This window comes from Streptomyces solicamelliae, assembly GCF_045348655.1.
GTDB classification, from domain to species: domain Bacteria; phylum Actinomycetota; class Actinomycetes; order Streptomycetales; family Streptomycetaceae; genus Streptomyces; species Streptomyces solicamelliae.
The window spans coordinates 1,702,255-1,723,373 of sequence record NZ_CP160404.1; the positions used below are offsets into that span (position 1 = coordinate 1,702,255).

25 protein-coding genes are annotated in these 21,119 nt (G+C 73.3%); 5 read left to right on the forward strand and 20 right to left on the reverse strand.

Translation table 11 applies throughout. The features are described 5' to 3' along the window. Positions 1–82: 82 nt before the first annotated feature. From ABZO31_RS07870 to hisI, 10 genes are all read right to left on the reverse strand, one after another. Positions 83–904: a DsbA family protein gene (locus tag ABZO31_RS07870; protein WP_406860377.1), complete on the reverse strand. Its 822-nt coding sequence runs from the start codon at positions 902–904 to the stop codon at positions 83–85. A 63-nt stretch (positions 905–967) separates the two neighbouring features. Continuing rightward, positions 968–1,789: a tryptophan synthase subunit alpha gene (trpA, locus tag ABZO31_RS07875; protein ID WP_406860378.1), complete on the reverse strand. Its 822-nt coding sequence runs from the start codon at positions 1,787–1,789 to the stop codon at positions 968–970. After that, on the reverse strand, positions 1,786–3,042 hold the full coding sequence (trpB, locus tag ABZO31_RS07880; RefSeq protein WP_406860379.1) for a tryptophan synthase subunit beta: 1,257 nt from the start codon (positions 3,040–3,042) through the stop codon (positions 1,786–1,788). The genes trpA and trpB overlap by 4 nt, the downstream gene beginning before the upstream one ends. Positions 3,043–3,326: 284 nt before the next feature. Next, entirely contained in the window at positions 3,327–3,524 is a 198-nt protein-coding gene (gene trpM, locus ABZO31_RS07885) for a tryptophan biosynthesis modulator TrpM (protein WP_406860380.1), read from the reverse strand. 4 nt (positions 3,525–3,528) lie between these two features. Then, positions 3,529–4,338, reverse strand: a complete 810-nt coding sequence (gene trpC / locus ABZO31_RS07890; RefSeq protein ID WP_406860381.1) for an indole-3-glycerol phosphate synthase TrpC — start codon at positions 4,336–4,338, stop codon at positions 3,529–3,531. Between the two features lie 133 nt (positions 4,339–4,471). Further along, positions 4,472–4,966: a DUF2752 domain-containing protein gene (locus tag ABZO31_RS07895; protein WP_406860382.1), complete on the reverse strand. Its 495-nt coding sequence runs from the start codon at positions 4,964–4,966 to the stop codon at positions 4,472–4,474. Between the two features lie 88 nt (positions 4,967–5,054). After that, entirely contained in the window at positions 5,055–5,315 is a 261-nt protein-coding gene (locus tag ABZO31_RS07900; protein ID WP_406860383.1) for an HGxxPAAW family protein, read from the reverse strand. 106 nt (positions 5,316–5,421) lie between these two features. After that, complete coding sequence (locus ABZO31_RS07905) at positions 5,422–6,090, reverse strand: TIGR02234 family membrane protein (RefSeq protein ID WP_406860384.1); 669 nt, start codon at positions 6,088–6,090, stop codon at positions 5,422–5,424. A gap of 14 nt (positions 6,091–6,104) precedes the next feature. Continuing rightward, on the reverse strand, positions 6,105–7,595 hold the full coding sequence (locus tag ABZO31_RS07910) for an anthranilate synthase component I (RefSeq protein ID WP_406860385.1): 1,491 nt from the start codon (positions 7,593–7,595) through the stop codon (positions 6,105–6,107). 11 nt (positions 7,596–7,606) lie between these two features. Beyond that, a complete protein-coding gene (gene hisI / locus ABZO31_RS07915; protein WP_406860386.1) occupies positions 7,607–7,975 on the reverse strand; it encodes a phosphoribosyl-AMP cyclohydrolase in 369 nt (122 codons plus the stop codon). A gap of 84 nt (positions 7,976–8,059) precedes the next feature. On the opposite strand from hisI, the gene ABZO31_RS07920 reads away from it, so the two are divergent. After that, the gene (locus ABZO31_RS07920) at positions 8,060–8,695 is read left to right on the forward strand and encodes a TIGR03085 family metal-binding protein (RefSeq protein WP_406860387.1); all 636 of its coding nucleotides are present in this window, start codon (positions 8,060–8,062) and stop codon (positions 8,693–8,695) included. Here ABZO31_RS07920 and ABZO31_RS07925 read toward each other — a convergent pair. The 10 genes from ABZO31_RS07925 to hisD form a co-directional block, all read right to left on the reverse strand. Continuing rightward, entirely contained in the window at positions 8,692–10,155 is a 1,464-nt protein-coding gene (locus tag ABZO31_RS07925; protein WP_406860388.1) for an MFS transporter, read from the reverse strand. The genes ABZO31_RS07920 and ABZO31_RS07925 overlap by 4 nt on opposite strands. 38 nt (positions 10,156–10,193) lie before the next feature. Next, a complete protein-coding gene (locus ABZO31_RS07930; protein ID WP_406860389.1) occupies positions 10,194–10,781 on the reverse strand; it encodes an ArsR/SmtB family transcription factor in 588 nt (195 codons plus the stop codon). Between the two features lie 121 nt (positions 10,782–10,902). After that, positions 10,903–11,658 carry an imidazole glycerol phosphate synthase subunit HisF gene (gene hisF, locus ABZO31_RS07935; protein ID WP_406860390.1) on the reverse strand — a complete coding sequence of 252 codons (756 nt, stop codon included), beginning with the start codon at positions 11,656–11,658 and terminating at the stop codon, positions 10,903–10,905. Then, positions 11,655–12,050, reverse strand: coding sequence for a RidA family protein (locus ABZO31_RS07940; RefSeq protein ID WP_406860391.1), 396 nt, complete (start codon positions 12,048–12,050; stop codon positions 11,655–11,657). The genes hisF and ABZO31_RS07940 overlap by 4 nt, the downstream gene beginning before the upstream one ends. Then, the gene (gene priA / locus ABZO31_RS07945) at positions 12,047–12,778 is read right to left on the reverse strand and encodes a bifunctional 1-(5-phosphoribosyl)-5-((5-phosphoribosylamino)methylideneamino)imidazole-4-carboxamide isomerase/phosphoribosylanthranilate isomerase PriA (RefSeq protein WP_406860392.1); all 732 of its coding nucleotides are present in this window, start codon (positions 12,776–12,778) and stop codon (positions 12,047–12,049) included. The genes ABZO31_RS07940 and priA overlap by 4 nt, the downstream gene beginning before the upstream one ends. Further along, complete coding sequence (gene hisH, locus ABZO31_RS07950; RefSeq protein WP_406860393.1) at positions 12,778–13,425, reverse strand: imidazole glycerol phosphate synthase subunit HisH; 648 nt, start codon at positions 13,423–13,425, stop codon at positions 12,778–12,780. The genes priA and hisH overlap by 1 nt, the downstream gene beginning before the upstream one ends. Continuing rightward, complete coding sequence (locus tag ABZO31_RS07955; protein WP_406860394.1) at positions 13,422–13,586, reverse strand: hypothetical protein; 165 nt, start codon at positions 13,584–13,586, stop codon at positions 13,422–13,424. Before ABZO31_RS07955 ends, hisH begins: the two co-directional genes overlap by 4 nt. Further along, positions 13,583–14,176, reverse strand: a complete 594-nt coding sequence (gene hisB, locus ABZO31_RS07960) for an imidazoleglycerol-phosphate dehydratase HisB (protein WP_023589163.1) — start codon at positions 14,174–14,176, stop codon at positions 13,583–13,585. The genes ABZO31_RS07955 and hisB overlap by 4 nt, the downstream gene beginning before the upstream one ends. Beyond that, the gene (locus ABZO31_RS07965) at positions 14,176–15,306 is read right to left on the reverse strand and encodes a histidinol-phosphate transaminase (protein WP_406860395.1); all 1,131 of its coding nucleotides are present in this window, start codon (positions 15,304–15,306) and stop codon (positions 14,176–14,178) included. The genes hisB and ABZO31_RS07965 overlap by 1 nt, the downstream gene beginning before the upstream one ends. After that, on the reverse strand, positions 15,303–16,637 hold the full coding sequence (gene hisD / locus ABZO31_RS07970) for a histidinol dehydrogenase (RefSeq protein WP_406860396.1): 1,335 nt from the start codon (positions 16,635–16,637) through the stop codon (positions 15,303–15,305). Before hisD ends, ABZO31_RS07965 begins: the two co-directional genes overlap by 4 nt. 167 nt (positions 16,638–16,804) lie before the next feature. Here hisD and ABZO31_RS07975 point away from each other — a divergent pair, with 167 nt between their 5' ends. The 4 genes from ABZO31_RS07975 (at position 16,805) to ybaK (ending at position 20,939) form a co-directional block, all read left to right on the forward strand. Further along, positions 16,805–18,403, forward strand: a complete 1,599-nt coding sequence (locus ABZO31_RS07975) for an oxidoreductase (protein ID WP_406860397.1) — start codon at positions 16,805–16,807, stop codon at positions 18,401–18,403. Between the two features lie 194 nt (positions 18,404–18,597). Beyond that, positions 18,598–19,632, forward strand: a complete 1,035-nt coding sequence (locus tag ABZO31_RS07980; RefSeq protein WP_406860398.1) for a hypothetical protein — start codon at positions 18,598–18,600, stop codon at positions 19,630–19,632. Positions 19,633–19,637: 5 nt separating this feature from the next. Continuing rightward, complete coding sequence (locus ABZO31_RS07985; protein WP_406860399.1) at positions 19,638–20,375, forward strand: LON peptidase substrate-binding domain-containing protein; 738 nt, start codon at positions 19,638–19,640, stop codon at positions 20,373–20,375. A 15-nt stretch (positions 20,376–20,390) separates the two neighbouring features. Further along, positions 20,391–20,939, forward strand: coding sequence for a Cys-tRNA(Pro) deacylase (gene ybaK / locus ABZO31_RS07990; protein ID WP_406860400.1), 549 nt, complete (start codon positions 20,391–20,393; stop codon positions 20,937–20,939). Positions 20,940–21,119 lie beyond the last annotated feature (180 nt).

The window sequence follows — 21,119 nt, forward strand, 5'->3', positions numbered from 1 at the left end:
GGCGGCCGGGGCGGCAGCCCACCCGGCAACGTCTGCGTAACTAACCCCGCCCGCCCCGCCGTCCCCGTCCGTCCCGGGGGCCTCAGCTGGTGGTGGACGGGGTGGCGGCGCCGCCCGTCTGCTTGCCCTTGTTCGCCTGCTCGACCCACTTGCGCAGGTTCGCCGGGGAGATCTGTTCGTTCCCCTTCGCCGGGAAGATCGATTCTCCGTTGAGCAGCACGGACGGGGTGCCCTGGAACGCGCTGCTGCGGAACGCCTCGTGCGACTTCTCCACCCAGCTGTCGTGCGTGCCGTTCTCGACGCAGCTGCGGAAGGCGGGGGTGTCGAGGCCCTCGACCTTGGCCGCCAGCTCGATCAGCTTGGCGTTGTCCGCGAAGGCGTCGTCCGTCTCCTCGGGCTGGTTCATGTAGAGGACGTCGTGATACGGCGTGAACTTCCCGGCGTCCTGGGCGCAGGCCGCCGCGTTCGCCGCGCGCAGCGAGCCGCTGCCGCCCATGTTGCCGTCGATCAGGGTGGCGAGATGGTATTCGGTCTTGATCGCGCCCTCGGCCTCCAGCTCGTGGATGGTGTCCCGGAAGGCGTTCTCGAACTGGGCGCACGCCGGGCAGCGGAAGTCCTCCCAGATGGAGAGCGTGGACGGGGCGTCCGCCGAGCCGGTGGGGATGGCGGGCTTGTCGTCGCCGGTCGCCCCGCTGGGGGCGACGACCGGGCCGGCCTTGTCGGAGCTGTCGCCGTCGCCGCTGGCGGCGATCACGCCGACCACGGCGGCCAGGCCGAGGACGCCGACGATCGCGGCCGACACGATCAGCACCCGCCGCTGCTTCTCCCGCGCCTTCTCGCGCTCTCGCTGCTGCTGGAGTCGCGCCCGGGCGCTCCGGTTTCCGTCACGGTTGTTCTCGCTCACGCTCCTCAAACGAACCGGGGAGGCACGCGCGTGCCTCCCCGGTCCCAGATCCACCCGTACGGGTTACGCGCCGCGGCGCACTCCCGCGGCCAGTTCGGCCGCCAGTTCCCTTACGGCCTTCAGGGCGGCCGCCTGGTCGCCGTCGGCGTCCAGGATCCGCTTGACGAAGGCGGAGCCGACGATGACGCCGTCGGCGAAGTCGGCGACCTCACGGGCCTGTTCGGCGTCGGAGACGCCGAGGCCGACGCAGACCGGCAGATCGGTGGTCGCGCGGGTGCGGCGGACCAGGTCGGCGGCCTCGGCGCCGACGGACGCGCGGGTGCCGGTGACGCCCATCAGCGAGGCGGCGTAGACGAAACCGGAGCCGGCGGCGGTGATGGTGGCGAGCCGTGCGTCCTTGCTGCTGGGCGCGACGACGAAGACGGTCGCGAGACCGTGCTTGTCGGCGTGCTCGCGCCACAGCGCGGACTCCTGGACCGGCAGGTCGGGCAGGATGCAGCCCGCGCCGCCGGCCGCGGCCAGCTCCTCGGTGAACCGCTCGACGCCGTAGCGGTCGATGGGGTTCCAGTACGTCATGACCAGGACCGGCTTGCCGGTGGCCGCGTGGGCCTCCTTCACCGTGCGCATGACGTCGGCGATCCGTACGCCGCCGCGCAGGGCGATGTCGTCGGCGGTCTGGATGACCGGGCCGTCGAGGACCGGGTCGCTGTGCGGCAGTCCGACCTCGACGACGTCGGCGCCGCCGTCGAAGACGGCCTTGATCGCCTCGATGCCGCCGTCGACGGTCGGGAAGCCGGCCGGCAGGTACGCGACGAGCGCGGCACGGTTCTCGGCCTTCGCCGCGGCCAGGGTGTCGCTGAGCAGGTGGATGTTCCCGGTGGTCACTTCTGGTCCCCCTCGGCCCCGTTGTCGTACAGCCCGAAGTAGCGGGCCGCCGTGTCCATGTCCTTGTCACCGCGACCGGAGAGGTTGACGACGAGCAGCCCGTCCTTGCCGAGCTCCTTGCCGACCTCGAGCGCGCCGGCGAGGGCGTGCGCCGACTCGATGGCCGGGATGATGCCCTCGGTGCGGGAGAGCAGCCGGAGCGCCTGCATGGCCGCGTCGTCGGTGACCGCGCGGTACTCGCCGCGGCCGATGTCCTTGAGGTACGAGTGCTCCGGGCCGATGCCGGGGTAGTCCAGGCCGGCGGAGATGGAGTACGGCTCGGTGATCTGGCCCTCGTCGTCCTGCAGGACGTAGCTGCGCGAGCCGTGCAGGATGCCGGGCTCGCCGGCGGTGAGGGTGGCCGCGTGCTCGCCGGTCTCGACGCCGTGGCCGGCCGGCTCGCAGCCGATCAGGCGGACGCCGGCGTCCGGGATGAAGGCGTGGAAGAGGCCGATGGCGTTGGAGCCGCCGCCGACGCAGGCGACGGCCGCGTCGGGGAGCCGGCCGGCCCGCTCCAGGATCTGGCGGCGGGCCTCGACCCCGATGACACGGTGGAAGTCGCGGACCATGGCCGGGAAGGGGTGGGGTCCGGCGACGGTGCCGAAGAGGTAGTGCGTGCGGTCGACGTTGGCGACCCAGTCGCGGAACGCCTCGTTGATGGCGTCCTTGAGGGTGCGGCTGCCGGACTTCACGGGGATGACCTCGGCGCCGAGCATGCGCATCCGGGCGACGTTCAGCGCCTGGCGCTGGGTGTCGATCTCGCCCATGTAGATGGTGCACTCGAGGCCGAAGAGGGCGCAGGCGGTGGCGGTGGCGACGCCGTGCTGACCGGCGCCGGTCTCGGCGATGACGCGGGTCTTGCCCATGCGCTTGGTGAGCAGGGCCTGGCCGAGCACGTTGTTGATCTTGTGCGAGCCGGTGTGGTTGAGGTCCTCGCGCTTGAGGAACACACGGGCGCCGCCGGCGTGTTCGGCGAACCGGGGGACCTCGGTGAGGGCGGACGGCCGGCCCGTGTAGTCGACCATCAGGTCGTTGAGCTCGCGGGCGAACTCGGGGTCTGCCTTGGCCTTGTCGTACTCGACGGCGACCTCGTCGACCGCGGCGACCAGGGCCTCGGGGATGAACTTTCCGCCGAATGCGCCGAAGTAGCCCTCGGCGGTGGGGACTTGACCCTCCGGGTCGGGGATGAAGAACTCGCTGGACGTGCTGGACATGCGATGCGCTCCTCGCGGGGCGGGTGCCCCGGGTGACGTTCGGGTGATGGTCACGGTATGCGCGCACACGCCGCCCTCCCGGCAACGCCGGGCCCGCCGCCTGCGGGGCTCCCCCTCGCTGTGGGCAATCGTTCCGCAGGGCGGAACGGGTGGGCACAGCGGCGGTTCGCCGCAGGGCGGATCCTCCGGGTGGACGTCCACCACCCGTCCCGCCGAGCGGACGATTGCCCACACGGGGGTGGGCGTGCGGGCCGCAGGCACTGCGGGCCGCACGGCCCAGGGGGTCAGGAGGAAGGAATGTGCGCGGGCGTCGCGCGCCATCGCATGCCGTTGACCTGGCCCGGCTCGTCGCCGATCACGTAGCGGCACTGCCGGCCGTGGACCCGTCGGGCCGGCGCGCGGCAGCCGCGCGGGCGGCAGCCGCGCGCCAGAGGCGCGGCTGCGGGCCCGACGGCGATACGCGCGGCGTCACGACGGGACACGGGATCAGCTCCGCCCGTGCCGCAGCGCCGGGTGCGCACCGGCGGCGACCAGGTCGGCCACGGCCGCCTTCGGGTCGCGACCGGTCACCAGGGACTCGCCCACCAGCACGGCGTCCGCGCCGGTGTTGGCGTACGCGATCAGGTCGTGCGGGCCCCGGATGCCGGACTCCGCGATCTTGACGATCCCGTCCGGGATCTCCGGGCAGACCCGCTCGAACGTGGAGCGGTCGACCTCGAGGGTCTTCAGGTTGCGCGCGTTCACGCCGATCACCCGTGCGCCCGCCTCGACGGCACGCTCGACCTCGTCCTCGTCGTGCACCTCGACCAGCGGCGTCAGGCCGATGGACTCGGCGCGCTCGATGAGGGAGACCAGCGCCTCCTGCTCCAGCGCGGCCACGATCAGCAGCGCGAGGTCGGCGCCGTACGCGCGGGCCTCCCACAACTGGTACGCGGTGACGATGAAGTCCTTGCGCAGCACGGGGATGTCGACCCGGGCCCGGACGGCCTCCAGGTCGGCGAGCGAGCCGCCGAAGCGGCGCTGCTCGGTCAGGACCGAGATGACGGCCGCGCCGCCCGCCTCGTAGTCCGCGGCGAGTCCGGCCGGGTCGGCGATCGCGGCGAGCGCGCCCTTGGACGGGCTGGAGCGCTTGACCTCGCAGATCACCTTGACGCCGTCGCCGCGCAGTGCGGCGACGCCGTCCTTGGCCTGCGGCGCCTTCGCGGCGCGCTCCTTGAGCTCGTCGAGGGTGACCCGCGCCTGCCGCTCTGCGAGGTCGGCGCGCACGCCTTCGATGATCTCGTCGAGCACACTCACGCGAGAGGCCCCCTTCCGGGACGGTGACAGTTCGTGCGGTCTTGTTCAGCCAAGTCGATGGTATCCGCACGACGGCGTAGCGCTCGCATCCGGTTGACGAGCGTCCCACGTGCTGGGATCACTCCGGAGGCGCTCAGGGGGCGAGCGCGGCCCCGAACGGCAGGTTCCGGACCAGCGTGAACACCGCCACGAGCGCCCCGATCGCCCACCACCAGCGGTTGGGCAGACCGGTCCGTACGGGCAGTCCGCGGACGGCGCGAATCAGCCACAGGACGATCAGGACGGCGAACACGCCGTAGCCGATCACGGCCAGGGCGTTGGACCCGAACGCGGTGCCGAACTCGCCGTGGACGAAGGCGTGCGCGCTGCGCAGTCCGCCGCAGCCGGGGCAGTACACGCCGGTGAGGCGGAGCAGCGGGCAGACCGGGTAGTGGCCGGGCTCGTTGGGGTCGACGGTGCCGACGTACGCGAACGCCGCCGCGACGCCCGCCAGGGTGCCCAGCGGGGCCAGCAGCCGCCGGCCGAGGGGGCGGGAGGAGGGCGGGGGCGGCGGGGGCGGGACGTACCGCCCGCCCTGCGGCCAGGCCGGGGCGTCGGCGGTCACGGAAGGTGTCGGGTTCGGGTCCACGCGGTGATTCTCCCCGTAACGGCGCGAAGGCGCAGCCCGGTGCGTGTACCGGGCCGCGCCTTCGTCGGTCGCGTTCGTCGGCCGGGCGTCAGGCGGTGATGCGGGCCGTGGCGGCGGCGGCCGCGCGGGCGCGGGCAGCGGCCTGGGCCTCGGTCTCCTTCGGCGTGCCGAGCCCCATCATCTTCATGACGCCGCCGACCACGGCGCCCAGGCCGATCAGGGCCACGCCGGCCCAGAAGCCGGCCACGTTGGCCGCGACCATGAAGACGCTGGCAACGCAGAAGCCGATGAAGGAAATGACGACACCGGTCCAGGCGGCAGGGGTGTGTCCGTGGGCTTGGCCCGCCATGAGTTGCTCCTCGATAGCTGTAGCTCGCTGTGGCTCTGGGTGAGGCCCACGTGCGCGGACACTCGTCGCCATTGTCCCGCACGCTGGGTCACTGGGTGCACCGGGGTCACGCTTCGCGCGTCGGGTCCTCGCCGCGGTCGAGGGCCTTCCACAGGTCCTCGGGACGGTCCGGGTCGACGCTCGCGCCGGCCGGACGGCGTGCGGCCGAACGGGGGCCTCCGGTCCGCTCGTAGCGGCCGCCCATCGCGGGCCAGCCGCTGCCGAAGCGGAGCGCGAGGAGTCCGGCGAGCAGGATGAGCGCGGCGCCGCCGGCCGTGACGTACGGCCAGGCGGTGTGGCCGAGCTGCTGCACGCCCGCCGCGGCGTCGCCGGTGATGCGGGCGGCCTCCGCGTTCAGCGCGGCTCTGTCGGAGGCGCCGAGCAGGGCGGCCAGGACGGCGCCGGCGCCGCTGAGCGCCAGCAGTCCGGAGACCAGGGCGCGGCCGGTGCGGCGGACCGCGAAGACGGCGACGAGGGCCGCCAGGCCGACGACGGCCAGGGCGGTCGGGACGCCGGTCACGGTGCCGCCCTCGGCCTCGACGGGCACGGTGCCGCCACCGACGGCGGCCGTGCCCTCGGCCCAGATCTGGCCCGAGGAGAGCAGTACGACGGCGGCACCGAGGGCGCCCAGGAGGAGGGCCGCGGCCAGGCTGCGACGGCCGCCGGAGCGGGCGGCGGGGGCGCCTGCGCCGGCGGCGCGGGGCTGGGGTACGGGTACAGCACTCACATACCCCACTATCCCCTACGCCGTCAGCGTGCGTGCATCCGGTTCGCGCTGTGGACGGCGCGGAGCACCGCGGCGGCCTTGTTGCGGCACTCGGTGTCCTCGGCGACCGGGTCGGAGTCGGCGACGACACCGGCTCCGGCCTGCACGTACGCGGTGCCGTCGCGGAGCAGGGCGGTGCGGATGGCGATGGCCGTGTCGGAGTCGCCGGCGAAGTCCAGGTAGCCGACGCAGCCGCCGTACAGTCCGCGCCGGGTGGGCTCCAGCTCCTCGATGATCTGCATCGCGCGGGGCTTGGGCGCGCCGGAGAGGGTGCCGGCCGGGAAGCAGGCGGTGAGCACGTCGAAGGCGGTCTTCCCCTCGGCGACGCGGCCGGTCACCGTGGAGACGATGTGCATGACGTGCGAGTACCGCTCGATCGACATGAAGTCGACGACCTCGACGGAGCCGGGCTCGCAGACGCGGCCCAGGTCGTTGCGGCCGAGGTCGACGAGCATCAGGTGCTCGGCGCGCTCCTTGGGGTCGGCGAGGAGCTCCTCGGCGAGGTCGTGGTCCTCCTGCGGGGTGGCGCCGCGGGGGCGGGTGCCGGCGATGGGGTGGACCATCGCGTGCCCGTCCTCGACCTTGACCAGCGCCTCGGGCGAGGAGCCGACGACGTCGAAGCCGTTCTCGAAGCGGAAGAGGTACATGTACGGGGACGGGTTGGTGGCCCGCAGGACCCGGTACACGTCGAGGGCGGAGGCGGTGCAGGGGGTCTCGAAGCGCTGGGAGGGCACGACCTGGAAGGCCTCGCCGGCGCGGATGCGCTCCTTGATGTCCTCGACGGCGTCCTGGTACGCCGTGCCGCCCCAGAGGGCGGAGAACTCGGGCAGTTCGGAGCGCGGCAGGGCGACGGGCACGGTCTCGACGGGGCGGGCGAGGTCCGCCTCCATGGCGTCGAGGCGGGCGACGGCGCCGGCGTACGCCTCGTCGACGCCGGTGTCGAGGTCGTTGTGGTTGATCGCGTTGGCGATCAGCAGGACCGTGCCGTCCCAGTGGTCGAGGACGGCGAGGTCGCTGGTCAGGAGCATGGTGAGCTCGGGAAGCCGCAGGTCGTCCGCGGTGGAGTCACCGATGCGCTCCAGGCGGCGGACGATGTCGTAGCCGAGGTAGCCGACCATGCCGCCGGTGAAGGGCGGCATCCCGGACGCGAGGTCGCGCGGGGTGTGCAGGGCCTCGACGGTGGCGCGCAGGGCGGCCAGCGGGTCGCCGTCGACGGGGACGCCGACGGGCGGGACGCCGAGCCAGTGGGCCTCGCCGTCGCGGACGGTGAGGGTGGCGTGGGAGCGGACGCCGATGAAGGAGTACCGCGACCAGGTGCGGCCGTTCTCCGCGGATTCGAGGAGGAAGGTGCCGGGGCGTTCGGCGGCGAGCTTGCGGTAGAGCGCGACCGGGGTGTCGCCGTCCGCGAGGAGGCGGCGGCTGACGGGGATGACGCGGCGGTCGGCCGCCAGCTTGCGGAACGTCTCGAGATCCATGGCGGCTGACCTTACTGGGAGACCGGGAGCACGTCGGCGTCGAAGCAGGTCCGTGCGCCGGTGTGGCATGCGGCGCCGACCTGGTCGACCTTGACGAGCACGGTGTCGGCGTCGCAGTCGAGGGCGACGGACTTGACGTGCTGGACGTGCCCGGAGGTGTCGCCCTTGACCCAGTACTCCTGGCGGCTGCGCGACCAGTAGGTGGCGCGGCCGGTGGTGAGGGTGCGGTGCAGCGCCTCGTCGTCCATCCAGCCGAGCATGAGCACCTCGCCGGTGTCGTGCTGCTGGGCGATGGCGGGGATGAGACCGTCGGGGCTGCGCTTGAGGCGGGCGGCGAGGGCCGGGTCGAGGTCGCTGGGGGTCCGGGGCGTGCTGGTCATGCGGCCATTGTGCCGCGATCGGGGACTTTTCCCGGGTCGCCGTCCACTGGGCGGACCGATCCGTATCACCGTACGCTGGCGGGCATGTCGACCCATGCGAAGCGTGAACGGCTCCTTCTGGCGGACCTGTTGGAGGCGGCGGGCCCGGACGCGCCGACGTTGTGCGCGGGCTGGCGGACGCGGGACCTCGCGGCCCATGTGGTGGTACGGGAGCGGCGTCCCGACGCGGCGGCGGGGACGGTGGTGCCGATGCTGAAGGCCCGGCTCGACCGGGTGCAGGCGGAGTTCGCGGAGAAGCCGTACGAGGAACTGATCGCGCTGATCCGTACGGGACCGCCGGCGCTGTCGCCGTTCTCCCTGAAGCAGGTGGACGAGGGCGCGAACACGGTCGAGTTCTACGTCCACACGGAGGACGTCCGGCGGGCCCAGCCGGACTGGTCCCCGCGGGAGCTGGACCCGGTGTTCTCGGACGCCCTGTGGGCCCGGCTGGAGAAGGGCGCCCGGCTCCTCGGCCGCAAGGCCCCGGTGGGCCTGGTCCTGCGCCGGCCGAACGGCCAGACGGCGGTGGCCCACCGGGGCACTCCGGTGGTGACGGCGACGGGCGAGCCGGGCGAGCTGACGATGTTCGTCTTCGGCCGGCAGGACACCGCGAAGGTGTCGCTGGAGGGCGACCCGGAGGCGGTGACCCGGCTGCGGGACGCGAAGCAGCTCGGGCTCTAGGGGGTCTCGCCCGCCTTCGGGAGTTCGGCGCGGCGCAGGGCGGGGACGCACAGGCCGTACACGCCGCCGGCGGCGCAGATCGCGGCGCAGGCGACGTACACCGGGCCGGGGCCCCACAGGCCGATCGCGGCGCCCGTGAGCGGGAAGCTCAGCGGGGCGACGCCGAGGCTGAAGAAGCTGGACACGGCGGTCACCCGGCCGAGGTACGCGGGGTCGCACTGCGTCTGGACGAGCGAGCCGCACAGGCTGCCGGAGAGCCCGGCGAGCAGCCCGACGGCGAGGGCGACGGCGACCGCGACGGGCAGCTGCGGCACGTACGCGAGGGCGGCGATCGCGGCCGCGCCGAGCGTGAGGGTCCACGCCTTGACCGCGCCGGCGCGGGGTACGTGGCCGCGCACGGTGAGCAGGAGGGACGTGGCGGCGGCTCCCGTGCCGAAGCCGGCGAGGACCCAGCCGATGCCGGAGGCGCCCCAGCCGCGCGCGTCGGCGAGCACGGCGAGCCCGACGTTGAACGGGCCGACGAACCCGAGGTCGCTGAGCGCGATGACGATCATGAGCGGGCCGAGGACCCGGTGGCGGCGCAGGTAGCGCAGTCCGTCGGTGAGGTCGCGCAGAGGGCTGGATCGTTCCTGCGCTGCGGGAGCGTCGCCGCTGGCGGGCAGGGGCCGGATCCGGAGGGTGAGCAGCAGGGGCAGGGAGAGCGCGAAGAGCAGCCCGGCGACCCCGAACGCGGTGGCCGGACCGCCGAGGGTCACGGCGAGCCCGCCGAGCGGCGCGCCGAGGACGAGCCCGACGCGGTACGCGAGTCCGCGCATCCCCTGGACCCGTGCGAGCTGGTCGTGCGGGGCGATCCGGGGCGGCAGGGCCCCGACGGCGGGCATGAACAGCGCGTCGACGACCCCGAACACGAACGCCACGGCACCGAGCACCCACAGCCCGGGCGAGCCGGCCACCAGCACCGCGGCCAGCCCGAGCACGACGAGCGCGCGCACGGCGTCGGACACGACCACGACCCGCCGCGGCCCGAACCGGTCGGCGACCACACCCCCGCCGAGCATCAGCAGCGCCCGCGGCACGGCACTGACGGCCAGCACGAGCCCCGCCTGCGCCGGACTCCCGCCGCGCACGGCGGCCCAGGACAGCGCGAGGTAGTACACGCTGTCCCCCAGCGTGGACGCGGTGAACGCCCCCAGCCACCGCAGCACGTTGAGATCCCGGTAGGCGGGCCGCGAGGCGCCCGGCGCGGGGCCGACTGCCGCGTCCGGGCCGTCTGCGGGTCCCGGGGCCGGACCGCGGTCCGGAGCCGGCCTGCCGGCGGCGCTCCCGCTCGGGCCCGTCGCCGGACGCACGGCCTCTCCGCCGGCGGACGGCTCCACCGCGCCGCCTTCGTCGGCGCTCGCCACCGACGCCCCCGCGTCCCCGTCCCTCGTACGGTCCGCCGTCCGGCTTCCCCGTCGCATCGTCGTGTCCCCCGTCCCCGTCTCCCCCGTCATCGTCGTCACGGCCGGAACGGGAAGCCGTGGAGGTGGACGGCGACGTTCTCGCGGCCCTCGGTGTCGCCCGCCGACTCGGCGGCGCGGCCGAGGGCGTCGTACTTGTCCAGGACAGCGTTCAGCTCTTCCCCCAGGGCCTTGAGCTCCTCCGCCGTGAGGCGGGGGAACCACTCCGAGCCGATGGAGGCCGTGCGCCACTCGGAGGTCCACGCGGAGCGTTCGTCCAGGAAGCGGCGGTGGAGTTCGGTGCGCTGTTCCAGGACCGTGCGGCTCAGCGCCAGGCTCGCGGCGACCTGCTCCGGGCCGTCGCTGAAGTCCTCGTCGCGGACCGTCACGCCCCGGCTGCTGGGCTGCCACCAGCGCTCGCGGCCGTCGGTGGACTGCGCCTCGGCCTCCTCGATGAGGCCGTGCTCGGCCAGCTTGCGCAGGTGGTAGCTGACCAGCGAGACCGCCTCGTCGACCTGTTCGGCCAGCTGCGAGGCGGTGGCGACGCGGGCGATGGAGAGGGCCCGGTACAGGTTCATGCGGAGCGGGTGGGCGATGGCCTTGAGCGTGCCCAGATCGGTGATCCGGCGGTTCTCCGGTGAGGTCATGTCCACGACCGTAGATGCGAAGGAAAACTTGCGCAATGGAAATTGCGCAAGTTTTGTTGTGCATCCGGCCATGAAGAAGGGCCTCCTGCCGGCAGGAGGCCCTTCACATGACGTGCGCGCGCTAGCGGACCGGGTGCCCGGCCGCCCGCAGCGTCTCCTTGACCTCGCCGATCCGCAGATCGCCGAAGTGGAACACCGAGGCCGCGAGGACCGCGTCCGCGCCCGCCTCGATCGCCGGAGGGAAGTCGGTCAGCCTCCCCGCGCCGCCGCTCGCGATGACCGGCACGGTCACGTGCTTGCGCACCGCCGCGATCATCTCGATGTCGTAGCCGTCCTTCGTGCCGTCCGCGTCCATCGAGTTGAGCAGGATCTCGCCCGCGCCCAGCTCCGCGGCCCGGTGCGCCCACTCGACCGCGTCGATACCGGTGCCCTTGCGGCCGCCGTGGGTGGTCACCTCGAAGGAGCCCGACTCCGTACGGCGCGCGTCCACCGACAGGACCAGGACCTGGCGGCCGAACCGCTCCGCGATCTCCCGGATCAGCTCCGGGCGGGCGATCGCGGCGGTGTTCACGCCCACCTTGTCCGCGCCGGCCCGCAGCAGCTTGTCGACGTCCTCCGCCGAGCGGACACCGCCGCCCACCGTCAGCGGGATGAAGACCTGCTCGGCGGTGCGGCGCACCACGTCGTAGGTGGTCTCCCGGTTGCCGGAGGAGGCCGTGATGTCGAGGAAGGTCAGCTCGTCCGCGCCCTCGGCGTCGTACAGCTTGGCCATCTCGACGGGGTCGCCCGCGTCGCGCAGGTTCTGGAAGTTGACGCCCTTGACGACCCGGCCGTTGTCCACGTCCAGGCAGGGGATCACACGTACGGCCAGCGTCATGACGGCGCTCCTCGGTAGGCCTCCAGCTCGATCTCGACCAGGATGCGCGGGTCGACGAAGCCCTCCACCACCATCAGGGTGGTCACCGGCCGCACCTCACCGAACGCCTCCTGGTGGGCGCGGCCCACCGCGTCGACGTCCCGTGCGTGGGCCAGCAGCATCCGGGTCCGGATCACCGACTCGGGCCCGAGACCGAACGTCGCGATCGCCTCGAGCGCGGTGCCGATGGCCACCTTGGTCTGCTCGTACGGGTCGCCCTCGCCGTGCAGCACATGCCCCTTGAACGAGGTCGTGCCGCCGACGAGCACCCGGTCCCCGGCCCCGACGGCGCGCGCGAACCCGAAGGAGTCCTCCCAGGGGCTGCCGCTCTGCACCCGCTCGATACCGGTCATACGGCGGCCACCGCCTCCAGCGCCTCTTCGAGGGTGAACGCCTTCGCGTACAGCGCCTTGCCGACGATCGCGCCCTCGACGCCCTCGCCGACGAGCCCGGCCAGGGCCCGCAGGTCGTCCAGGGAGGACACGCCGCCGGAGGCGACGACGGGCTTGTCGGTGGAGGCGCAGACGTTCTTCAGGAGCTCCAGGTTGGGGCCCTGCAGCGTGCCGTCCTTGGCGATGTCGGTGACGACGTACCGGGCGCAGCCCTCGGAGTCGAGGCGGGCCAGCGTCTCGTACAGATCGCCGCCGTCGCGGGTCCAGCCGCGGCCGCGCAGCGTGGTGCCGCGCACGTCGAGGCCGACGGCGATCTTGTCGCCGTGCTCGGCGATGACCTTGGCGACCCACTCGGGGGTCTCCAGGGCCGCGGTGCCCAGGTTGACGCGGGTGCAGCCGGTGGCGAGCGCCGCGGCGAGCGTGGCGTCGTCGCGGATGCCGCCGGACAGCTCGACCTTGATGTCCATGGCGCGGGTCACCTCGGCGACCAGCGCCCGGTTGTCGCCGGTGCCGAACGCGGCGTCCAGGTCGACCAGGTGCAGCCACTCGGCGCCCGACGCCTGCCAGGCGAGCGCGGCCTGGAGCGGGGAGCCGTACGAGGTCTCGGTGCCGGACTCGCCGTGCACGAGGCGGACGGCCTGGCCGTCGCGTACGTCCACGGCGGGGAGCAGTTCAAGCATGCGGGACATCAGAGCGTTCCGATCCAGTTGGTGAGCAGCTGCGCGCCGGCGTCGCCGGACTTCTCGGGGTGGAACTGGGTCGCCCAGAGGGCGCCGTTCTCGACCGCGGCGACGAAGGGCTCGCCGTGCGTGGCCCAGGTGACCTTGGGCGCGGGGATGTTGGGGTTGCCGACCTCCAGGGTCCACTCGCGCACCGCGTAGGAGTGCACGAAGTAGAACCGGGCGTCCGCGTCGAGTCCGGCGAACGCCTCGGTGTCGGCGGGCGCGTCGACGGTGTTCCAGCCCATGTGCGGGACGACGGGGGCCTGCAGCGGCCCGACCGTGCCGGGCCACTCGTCGAGGCCCTCGGTCTCGACACCGTGCTCGATGCCGCGCTCGAACAGGATCTGCATGCCGACGCAGATGCCCATGACGGGGCGGCCGCCGGAGAGCCGGCGGCCGACGATCCAGTCGCCCCGGGCCTCCTTGAGGCCCTTCATGCAGGCGGCGAAGGCGCCGACGCCGGGGACGAGGAGTCCGTCGGCGTTCATGGCGCGCTCGTAGTCGCGGGTGATCTCGACGTCCGCGCCGACCCGGGCGAGGGCCCGCTCGGCGGAGCGGACGTTGCCGAAGCCGTAGTCGAAGACGACGACCTTCTTGGCGGGCGTCGTGGTCATGACCACACGTCCAGGCGCAGCACGCCGGCGGCGAGCGAGAGCGCCGAGGCGAGGGCGAGCACGGTGACGACGCCGCGCGACTGCTTCTGCTTGACGAAGGAGTACACACCGCCGAGCAGGAAGAGCCCGACCACGATCAGCAGAGTGCTGAGGCTGTTCACAGGGCGCCCTTCGTCGACGGGAGGATGCCGGCCGCGCGCGGGTCGCGCTCGGAGGCGTAGCGCAGGGCGCGGGCGAGGGCCTTGAACTGGCACTCGACGATGTGGTGGGCGTTGCGCCCGTACGGCACGTGGACGTGCAGCGCTATCTGCGCCTGCGCGACGAACGACTCCAGGATGTGCCGGGTCATGGTCGTGTCGTACGCGCCGATCATCGGCGCCATGTTCTCGGGCTCGGTGTGCACGAGGTACGGGCGGCCGGAGAGGTCGACGGTGACCTGGGCGAGCGACTCGTCCAGCGGGACAGTGCAGTTGCCGAAGCGGTAGATGCCGACCTTGTCGCCGAGGGCCTGCTTGAAGGCGGCGCCGAGGGCGAGGGCGGTGTCCTCGATGGTGTGGTGCGAGTCGATGTGCAGGTCGCCGTCGGTCTTCACGGTGAGGTCGAACAGACCGTGCCGGCCGAGCTGGTCGAGCATGTGGTCGTAGAAGCCGACGCCGGTCGACACGTCGACCTTTCCGGTGCCGTCCAGGTCGATCTCGACGACGACGGAGGTCTCCTTGGTGGTGCGTTCCACCCGTCCTACGCGGCTCATTACCTCGACTCCTTCTTCAGCTCACGGACCGCGTCCAGGAACGCGTCGTTCTCGGCCGGGGTGCCCGCGGTGACCCGCAGCCAGCCCGGTACGCCGTTGTCCCGGACCAGGACGCCCCGGTCGAGGATCTTCTGCCAGGCCTCGTGGGAGCCGGCGGCTCCGTCGAAGCGGCCGAACTGCACGAAGTTCGCGTCGGACGCGGTGACCTCGTAGCCGATCGCGCGCAGCTCGTCGACCAGCCGGTCCCGTTCGGCCTTCAGCTGCTCGACGTAACCGAGCAGCGTGTCGGTGTGTTCCAGGGCGGCCAGTGCGGTGGCCTGGGTCACGGCGGACAGGTGGTACGGCAGCCGGACCAGCTGGACGGCGTCGACCACGGCCGGGTGGGCCGCCAGATAGCCGAGGCGCAGCCCGGCGGCGCCGAAGGCCTTGGACATGGTGCGGGAGATCACCAGGTTCGGCCGGCCCTCGATGAGCGGCAGCAGCGAGGCGCGGTGGCTGAATTCCACGTACGCCTCGTCCACCACGACCAGGGAGGGCCTGGCGGCCTGCGCGGCCTCGTAGAGGGCGAGGACGGTCTCCGCGTCGACCGCGGTGCCGGTGGGGTTGTTGGGCGAGGTGATGAAGACGACGTCGGGCGCGTTCTCGGCGATGGCCTGCTCCGCCGCCCCCACGTCGATCGTGAAGTCCTCATTGCGCGGGCCGGAGATCCAGCCGGTGCCGGTGCCGCGCGCGATCAGCGCGTGCATCGAGTACGAGGGCTCGAAGCCGATGGCCGTGCGGCCGGGCCCGCCGAAGGTCTGCAGCAGCTGCTGCAGCACCTCGTTGGAGCCGTTGGCCGCCCAGACGTTCCCGAGCGCGACGGGGTGCCCGCCGGTCCTGGTGAGGTACGCGGCGAGCTCGGTGCGCAGCTCGATCGCGTCCCGGTCGGGGTAGCGGTTGAGGCCGCGGGCGGCCTCGGCGACCCGCTCCGCGATCCGGGCCACCAGGGGCTCGGGCAGCGGGTAGGGGTTCTCGTTGGTGTTCAGCTGGACGGGGACGTCGAGCTGCGGCGCGCCGTACGGGGACTTGCCCTTCAGCTCGTCGCGGATGGGGAGGTCGTCGATGCCGACGGCCTTGTCGTACGTGCTCACTTGGCCTCCGGCACCTTCCATCCGAAGCGAGCCTTCAGGGCGGCGCCGTGCGCCGGCAGGTCCTCCGCCTCGGCCAGCGTCACCACGTGGTGGGCGACCTCGGCGAGCGCGTCCCGCGTGTAGTCGACGATGTGCACGCCGCGCAGGAAGGACTGCACGGACAGGCCCGAGGAGTGGCAGGCGCAGCCGCCGGTGGGCAGGACGTGGTTGGAGCCGGCGGCGTAGTCGCCGAGGGAGACCGGTGCCCACGGGCCGACGAAGATCGCGCCCGCGTTGCGGACCCGGGCGGCCAGGGCGGCGGCGTCGGCGGTCTGGATCTCCAGGTGCTCGGCGGCGTACGCGTCGACGACCCGGAGGCCGTCCTCCAGGTCGCGGACCAGGACGATCGCGGACTGCTTGCCGGCCAGGGCGGGGGCGATCCGGTCGTCGATGTGCTTGGACGCGGCGACCTGCGTCTTGAGCTCCGCCTCGGTGGCCTCGGCCAGTTCCTCGGAGTCGGTGACCAGGACGGCCGCGGCCATCGGGTCGTGCTCGGCCTGGCTGATCAGGTCGGCGGCCACGTGCACCGGGTCGGCGGTGGAGTCCGCGAGGATCGCGATCTCCGTCGGACCGGCCTCTGCGTCGATGCCGATGCGGCCCTTGAGGAGGCGCTTGGCGGCGGCGACGTAGATGTTGCCGGGGCCGGTGACCAGGTTGACGGGGTCGCAGCCGTCGGGGCCGTCGGTGCCGTACGCGAACATCGCGATGGCCTGGGCGCCGCCGGCGGCGTACACCTCGTCGACGCCGAGCAGCGCGCACGCCGCGAGGATCGTCGGGTGCGGCAGACCGCCGAACTCCTTCTGCGGCGGGGAGGACACGGCGATGCCCTCGACGCCGGCCTCCTGGGCCGGTACGACGTTCATCACGACGGAGGACGGGTAGACGGAGCGGCCGCCCGGCACGTAGAGGCCGACCCGCTCCACGGGGATCCACTTCTCGGTGACCGTGCCGCCGGGCACGACCTGGGTGGTGTGGCTGGTACGCCGCTGCTCTCGGTGGACGAGACGGGCGCGGCGGATGGACTCCTCGAGGGCGGCGCGGACGGCCGGGTCCAGCTCGTCGAGGGCGCGGGCGATGGCCTCGGCGGGGACACGCAGGCCCGCGAGCCGTACGCCGTCGAATTTCTCCCCGTAGTCGATCACCGCCGCCGCGCCATGATGCCGTACGTCCTCGCAGATGGGCCGCACCTTCTCCAGGGCGGCTTCCACGTCGAACTCGGCACGGGGCAGCAGATCGCGCAGCGCGCCACCCTGCGGAAGGGTGTCGCCGCGCAGGTCGATACGAGAGATCACGGGTCAATTCTCGCAGACCGGTTTCGGCGCCGGTCGCCCGTATCACTGGCTGATACAAGCCACACGACATACGGACGGTCACTCCTGACCGTTAGCGTTCAGTCCGTCACACAGAGGGAAGAACGGCCGTACGAAATCCGGAAGCGACCGGAAGCGAGGGGGCGGCAGTGACCGAGCCGCGCGACGACAGTCCGCCGGACGATCTCACCGGCGCGGAGTTGACCATGTGGCAGGCGTTCCGGATCGGGGCGACCTGCGATCTGAGACAGGGCAGTCCGCTGCTCGACGATCCGTTCTCCGGCCGGGTCTGGCCCGAGGAGCGCCTGGTCCGCGCGGAGGTGGTGGCGCTGCTGCTGCTCCACGGGCCGCCGGCGCGGTCCGGGCGGGTGTCGGCGCTGAAGCTGCGCGGGGCGCAGATCACCGGGACGCTGAATCTGGCCGGCGGGACCATCGACCCGTACGTGGAGCTGCACGGCTGCCGCTTCGAGCACGAGCTGGTGCTGCCGGAGTCGCACTTCCGGACGCTGCGGATGGTGGACTGCGCGATCCCGCGGATCGAGGCGGCGCGGCTGCACACGCAGGGCGACCTGCATCTGCCGCGGTGCCGGGTGGAGCGGGGGATCCGGCTGACGGACGCGCAGATCGGCACGGATCTGCTGATCAACCAGATCAGGGTGTGGCCGGACCGGCGGGGCCGGGCGATCACCGCGGACGGTCTGTCGGTGGCGCAGGACCTGCAGGCGGAGCTGATCGAGACGTACGGCGAGGTCAGTCTGCGCGGCGCGAAGGTCGGCGTGTCGCTGAGCCTGCGCGGCAGCCGGCTGCGCGGCGCGCGGGAGCGGCGCGCGCTGAACGCGCCGCAGCTGACGGTGGAGCGCTCGCTGTACCTGAACGCGGCCTGGGTGTACGAGACCGGGAACCCGGGCGCCACTCCCCCGTACGGCGTGGGCGCCACGCCGGTGCAGGGGGCACGGCGCCGGCCGGTGGAGTGCCACGGCGGGGTGCGGCTCGACGACGGCCGCTTCGGGGACTCGGTGGACCTGCACTACGCGCGGTTCGTGCTCGACGGGGCGCGCCGTGAGGAGCTGTCGCTGCGCCGGATCGTCACTCCCGAGCTGCGGTTCAACGGGGAGCGGCCGGAGGAGGGCAGGGTGGTGCTGAACGGGGCGAAGGTGGTGACGCTGATCGACCTGTCGACGTCCTGGCCGGGCCCCGGGGGCCTGGCGATCAACGGTTTCGTCTACGAGAACCTGGTGCCGTACGGGCACTTCCCGCTGTCCCGGCGGCTGGAGTGGGTGGCGGCGGCGACGCCGGAGTACGCCCCGGAGCCGTACGAACGCCTGGCGACGGTGCTGCGCAACAGCGGCGAGGACGCGGAGGCGCGGCAGGTGCTGCTGGCCAAGCAGCGGCGGCGGCGCGAGACGCTGCCGGTGGCGGGCAAGCTCTGGGGCTATCTGCAGGACTGGACGGTGGCGTACGGCTACCGGCCGGGCCGGGCGGCGCTGTGGATGGCGGTGCTGTGGGCGGTGGGGACGCTGGTGTTCGCGCGGTACGAGCCGGCGCCGCTGAAGAACGAGGAGGCGCCGATGTGGAACGCGCCGCTGTACGCGCTGGACCTGCTGCTGCCGGTGATCAACCTGGGGCAGGAGGGGTACTGGCTGCTGTCGGGCCTGTGGCAGTGGGTCGCGGCGGGGCTGATCCTGACGGGCTGGATCCTGGCGACGACGGTGGCGGCGGGCGCGTCGCGGCTGTTGCGGCGCGGCTGACGGACGGCGTGTCGCGGGTGTGACACGCGGGGAATACCGGGCGCCGGTTGTGCGCGAGGCGCGAACAGGCGGCCGGGGATCGCCCCTTTGTATCCCCGTCCTTTGCACGTTCTTGACGTTCCGGAATACAACCATTCCGGCGCTACCAACTCTTCACAAGAAGCCACTGGCGCGGCCGCGACCTGCGGTTTTCAATGGTCCGCACCATGTCATCGCTGCGTACCCTGTTCCGCGCTCCCCGCAGGGTCCGGACCGCCCCGCCGTGCGCCCCGGGGCTGCCGCCGGACGGCGAGGTGCTGCTCGACGCGCCGGACGCCCGGCTCGGCCCGGCGCTGGTCGCGGCGGCCCTCGGGGACCACGAACCGGCCGCCAAGCTGCTGGCCACCACCCGCGAGGCCGGGGAGTGGGAGAACCGGGACCGGTACACGGCCCGGCTCGCGACCTTCGCGCACAGCCGCGGCGAGTGGCTGGCGCACTGGCTGGCCGTCTCCCCCGGCGACCCGGACGCCCGGCTCGTCGAGGCGGAGCTGGCGGTGCGCCGGGCCTGGCAGTCGCCGGCCCGCGCGGAGCGGCTGCGCGAGGTCGCGCCGCTGGTCGACGCGGTCGCGACGGCCGACCCGGCGGACCCGGTGCCCTGGCGGCTCGCCCTGGACCACGCGCGCGGCGCGCGCTCCGGGGACGCGGTCTTCGAGCGGGTCTGGGAGCAGGCGGTGCGGCGCTCGCCGCACCACTACGGCTGCCATGTCGCGGCCCTGAAGTACCTCTCCTCCCCCTGGCACACCTCGCACGGCGCCTGCTTCGACTTCGCCGAGCAGGCCGCCGACGACGCCCCGGCCGGTGCGCTGGTCCGGGCGCTGCCGGTGCGGGCCGCGCTCGCCCGGCTGCTGAGCGGGCAGGCGGCCGGGGCGGCGGAGGAGGAGGCCAGGATCGACGCGGCGGCCGACCGGGCCATCGCGCTGTCCGCCGTGTACCCGGCCGGCGACCCGTGGCCCGCGGAGGTGCGGAACCTGCTCGTGTACGTGCTCGTGGAGTGCGGCCGCGGGGCGGAGGCGCTGGAGCAGTTCCACCGGATCGGCCCGTACGCGACGTCGTTCCCGTGGACGTCCGTGACCGACGATCCGCTGGCTCGGTTCCTCGAGGCCAGGGACGGGGTACGGCGGTTCGCGGGGGCCGGGGCCGGGCGGTTCGGACGGGCCGGTCACAGCCGCGCCCACGGCCATTACGCTTGACCGCTGTGACCACCGCTCGTCTGCCTCTCTTCCCCCTCAACGGGGTGCTGTTCCCGGGCCTCGTGCTGCCCCTGAACGTCTTCGAGGAGCGTTATCGCGCCATGATGCGCGAGCTGCTGAAGACCGCCGAGGACGAGCCGCGCCGCTTCGCCGTCGTCGCCATCCGCGACGGCCGCGAGGTCGCGCCGTCGGCTCCGGGGCTGCCCGACCAGACCGCCCTGCCCGAGAAGGGGCCGGCCGCCGGGTTCGGCCCCGACCCGGTCCAGGCGTTCCACCGGGTCGGCTGTGTCGCCGACGCGGCCTCGATCCGCGAGCGCCAGGACGGCAGCTTCGAGGTGATGTGCACCGGCACGACGCGGGTGAAGCTGCTGTCGGTGGACGCGACGGGGCCGTTCCTGACGGCCGAGGTGGAGGAGCTGGCCGAGGACCGGGGCGAGGGGGCCGGAGCACTCGCGGAGGGCGTGCTGCGGGCGTTCCGCGCGTACCAGAAGCGGCTGGCCGGGGCGCGGGAACGCTCGCTGACCACCTCCGAGCTCCCCGACGACCCGTCGGTGGTGTCGTACCTGGTGGCCGCGGCCGCGGTGCTCGACACGCCGGCGAAGCAGCGGCTGCTGCAGGCCCCGGACACGGCGACCCGGCTGCGCGAGGAGCTGGCCGTGCTGCGCCGCGAGACGGCGATGCTGCGGCATCTGCCCTCGCTGCCCGCGGTGGACCTCACGCACGCGCCCACCAGCCCGAACTGACCGAGGAAGCCTCACGTGGCGAAGAAGCAGAAGAAGCAGTCAGAAGACGGTGCGAGCGAAGCGCGTCCGAAGAAGGGTGGTGGCGGGCGACGGGCGGGAACTCCGGCGACCGTCGCGCTCACGGCGGCGGGTACGCCCTTCACCGTGCACGCGTACGACCACGACCCCGCGACGCCCTCGTACGGCGAGGAGGCGGCGGAGGCGCTCGGAGTGTCGCCGGACCGGGTGTTCAAGACGCTGGTCGCGGACGTGGACGGCGAACTGACGGTGGCCGTCGTCCCGGTGGCGGGCCAGCTGGACCTGAAGGCCCTGGCCTCGGCGGTCGGCGGCAAGCGCGCCGCGATGGCGGACCCGGCAGCGGCCGAGCGGACCACGGGCTACGTCCGGGGCGGCATCTCCCCCCTGGGCCAGCGCAAGAAGCTCCGCACGGTCCTGGACGAGTCGGCCGCGGCCCACACCACGATCTGCATCTCGGCCGGCCGCCGCGGCCTGGAGGTGGAACTCTCCCCCACGGACCTGGCCACCCTGACCTCAGCGGTCCTGGCCCCGATCGGCCGCGGCTGAGCGTACGAAGGACCGACGCCGACGCCGGAGTCCGCGCAGCGCCCGGGCGCGAGGACCGGGTGCCCGGAATGCTCGACCCGCCCGGACACTCGGACCGCCGGACGCTCGGGCCCGGTGCGCGACGCCGCCGCTCGGGCCCGGTGCGTCCGGGGCTCGTCCTCGTGACGCGGGGTCGTCCCC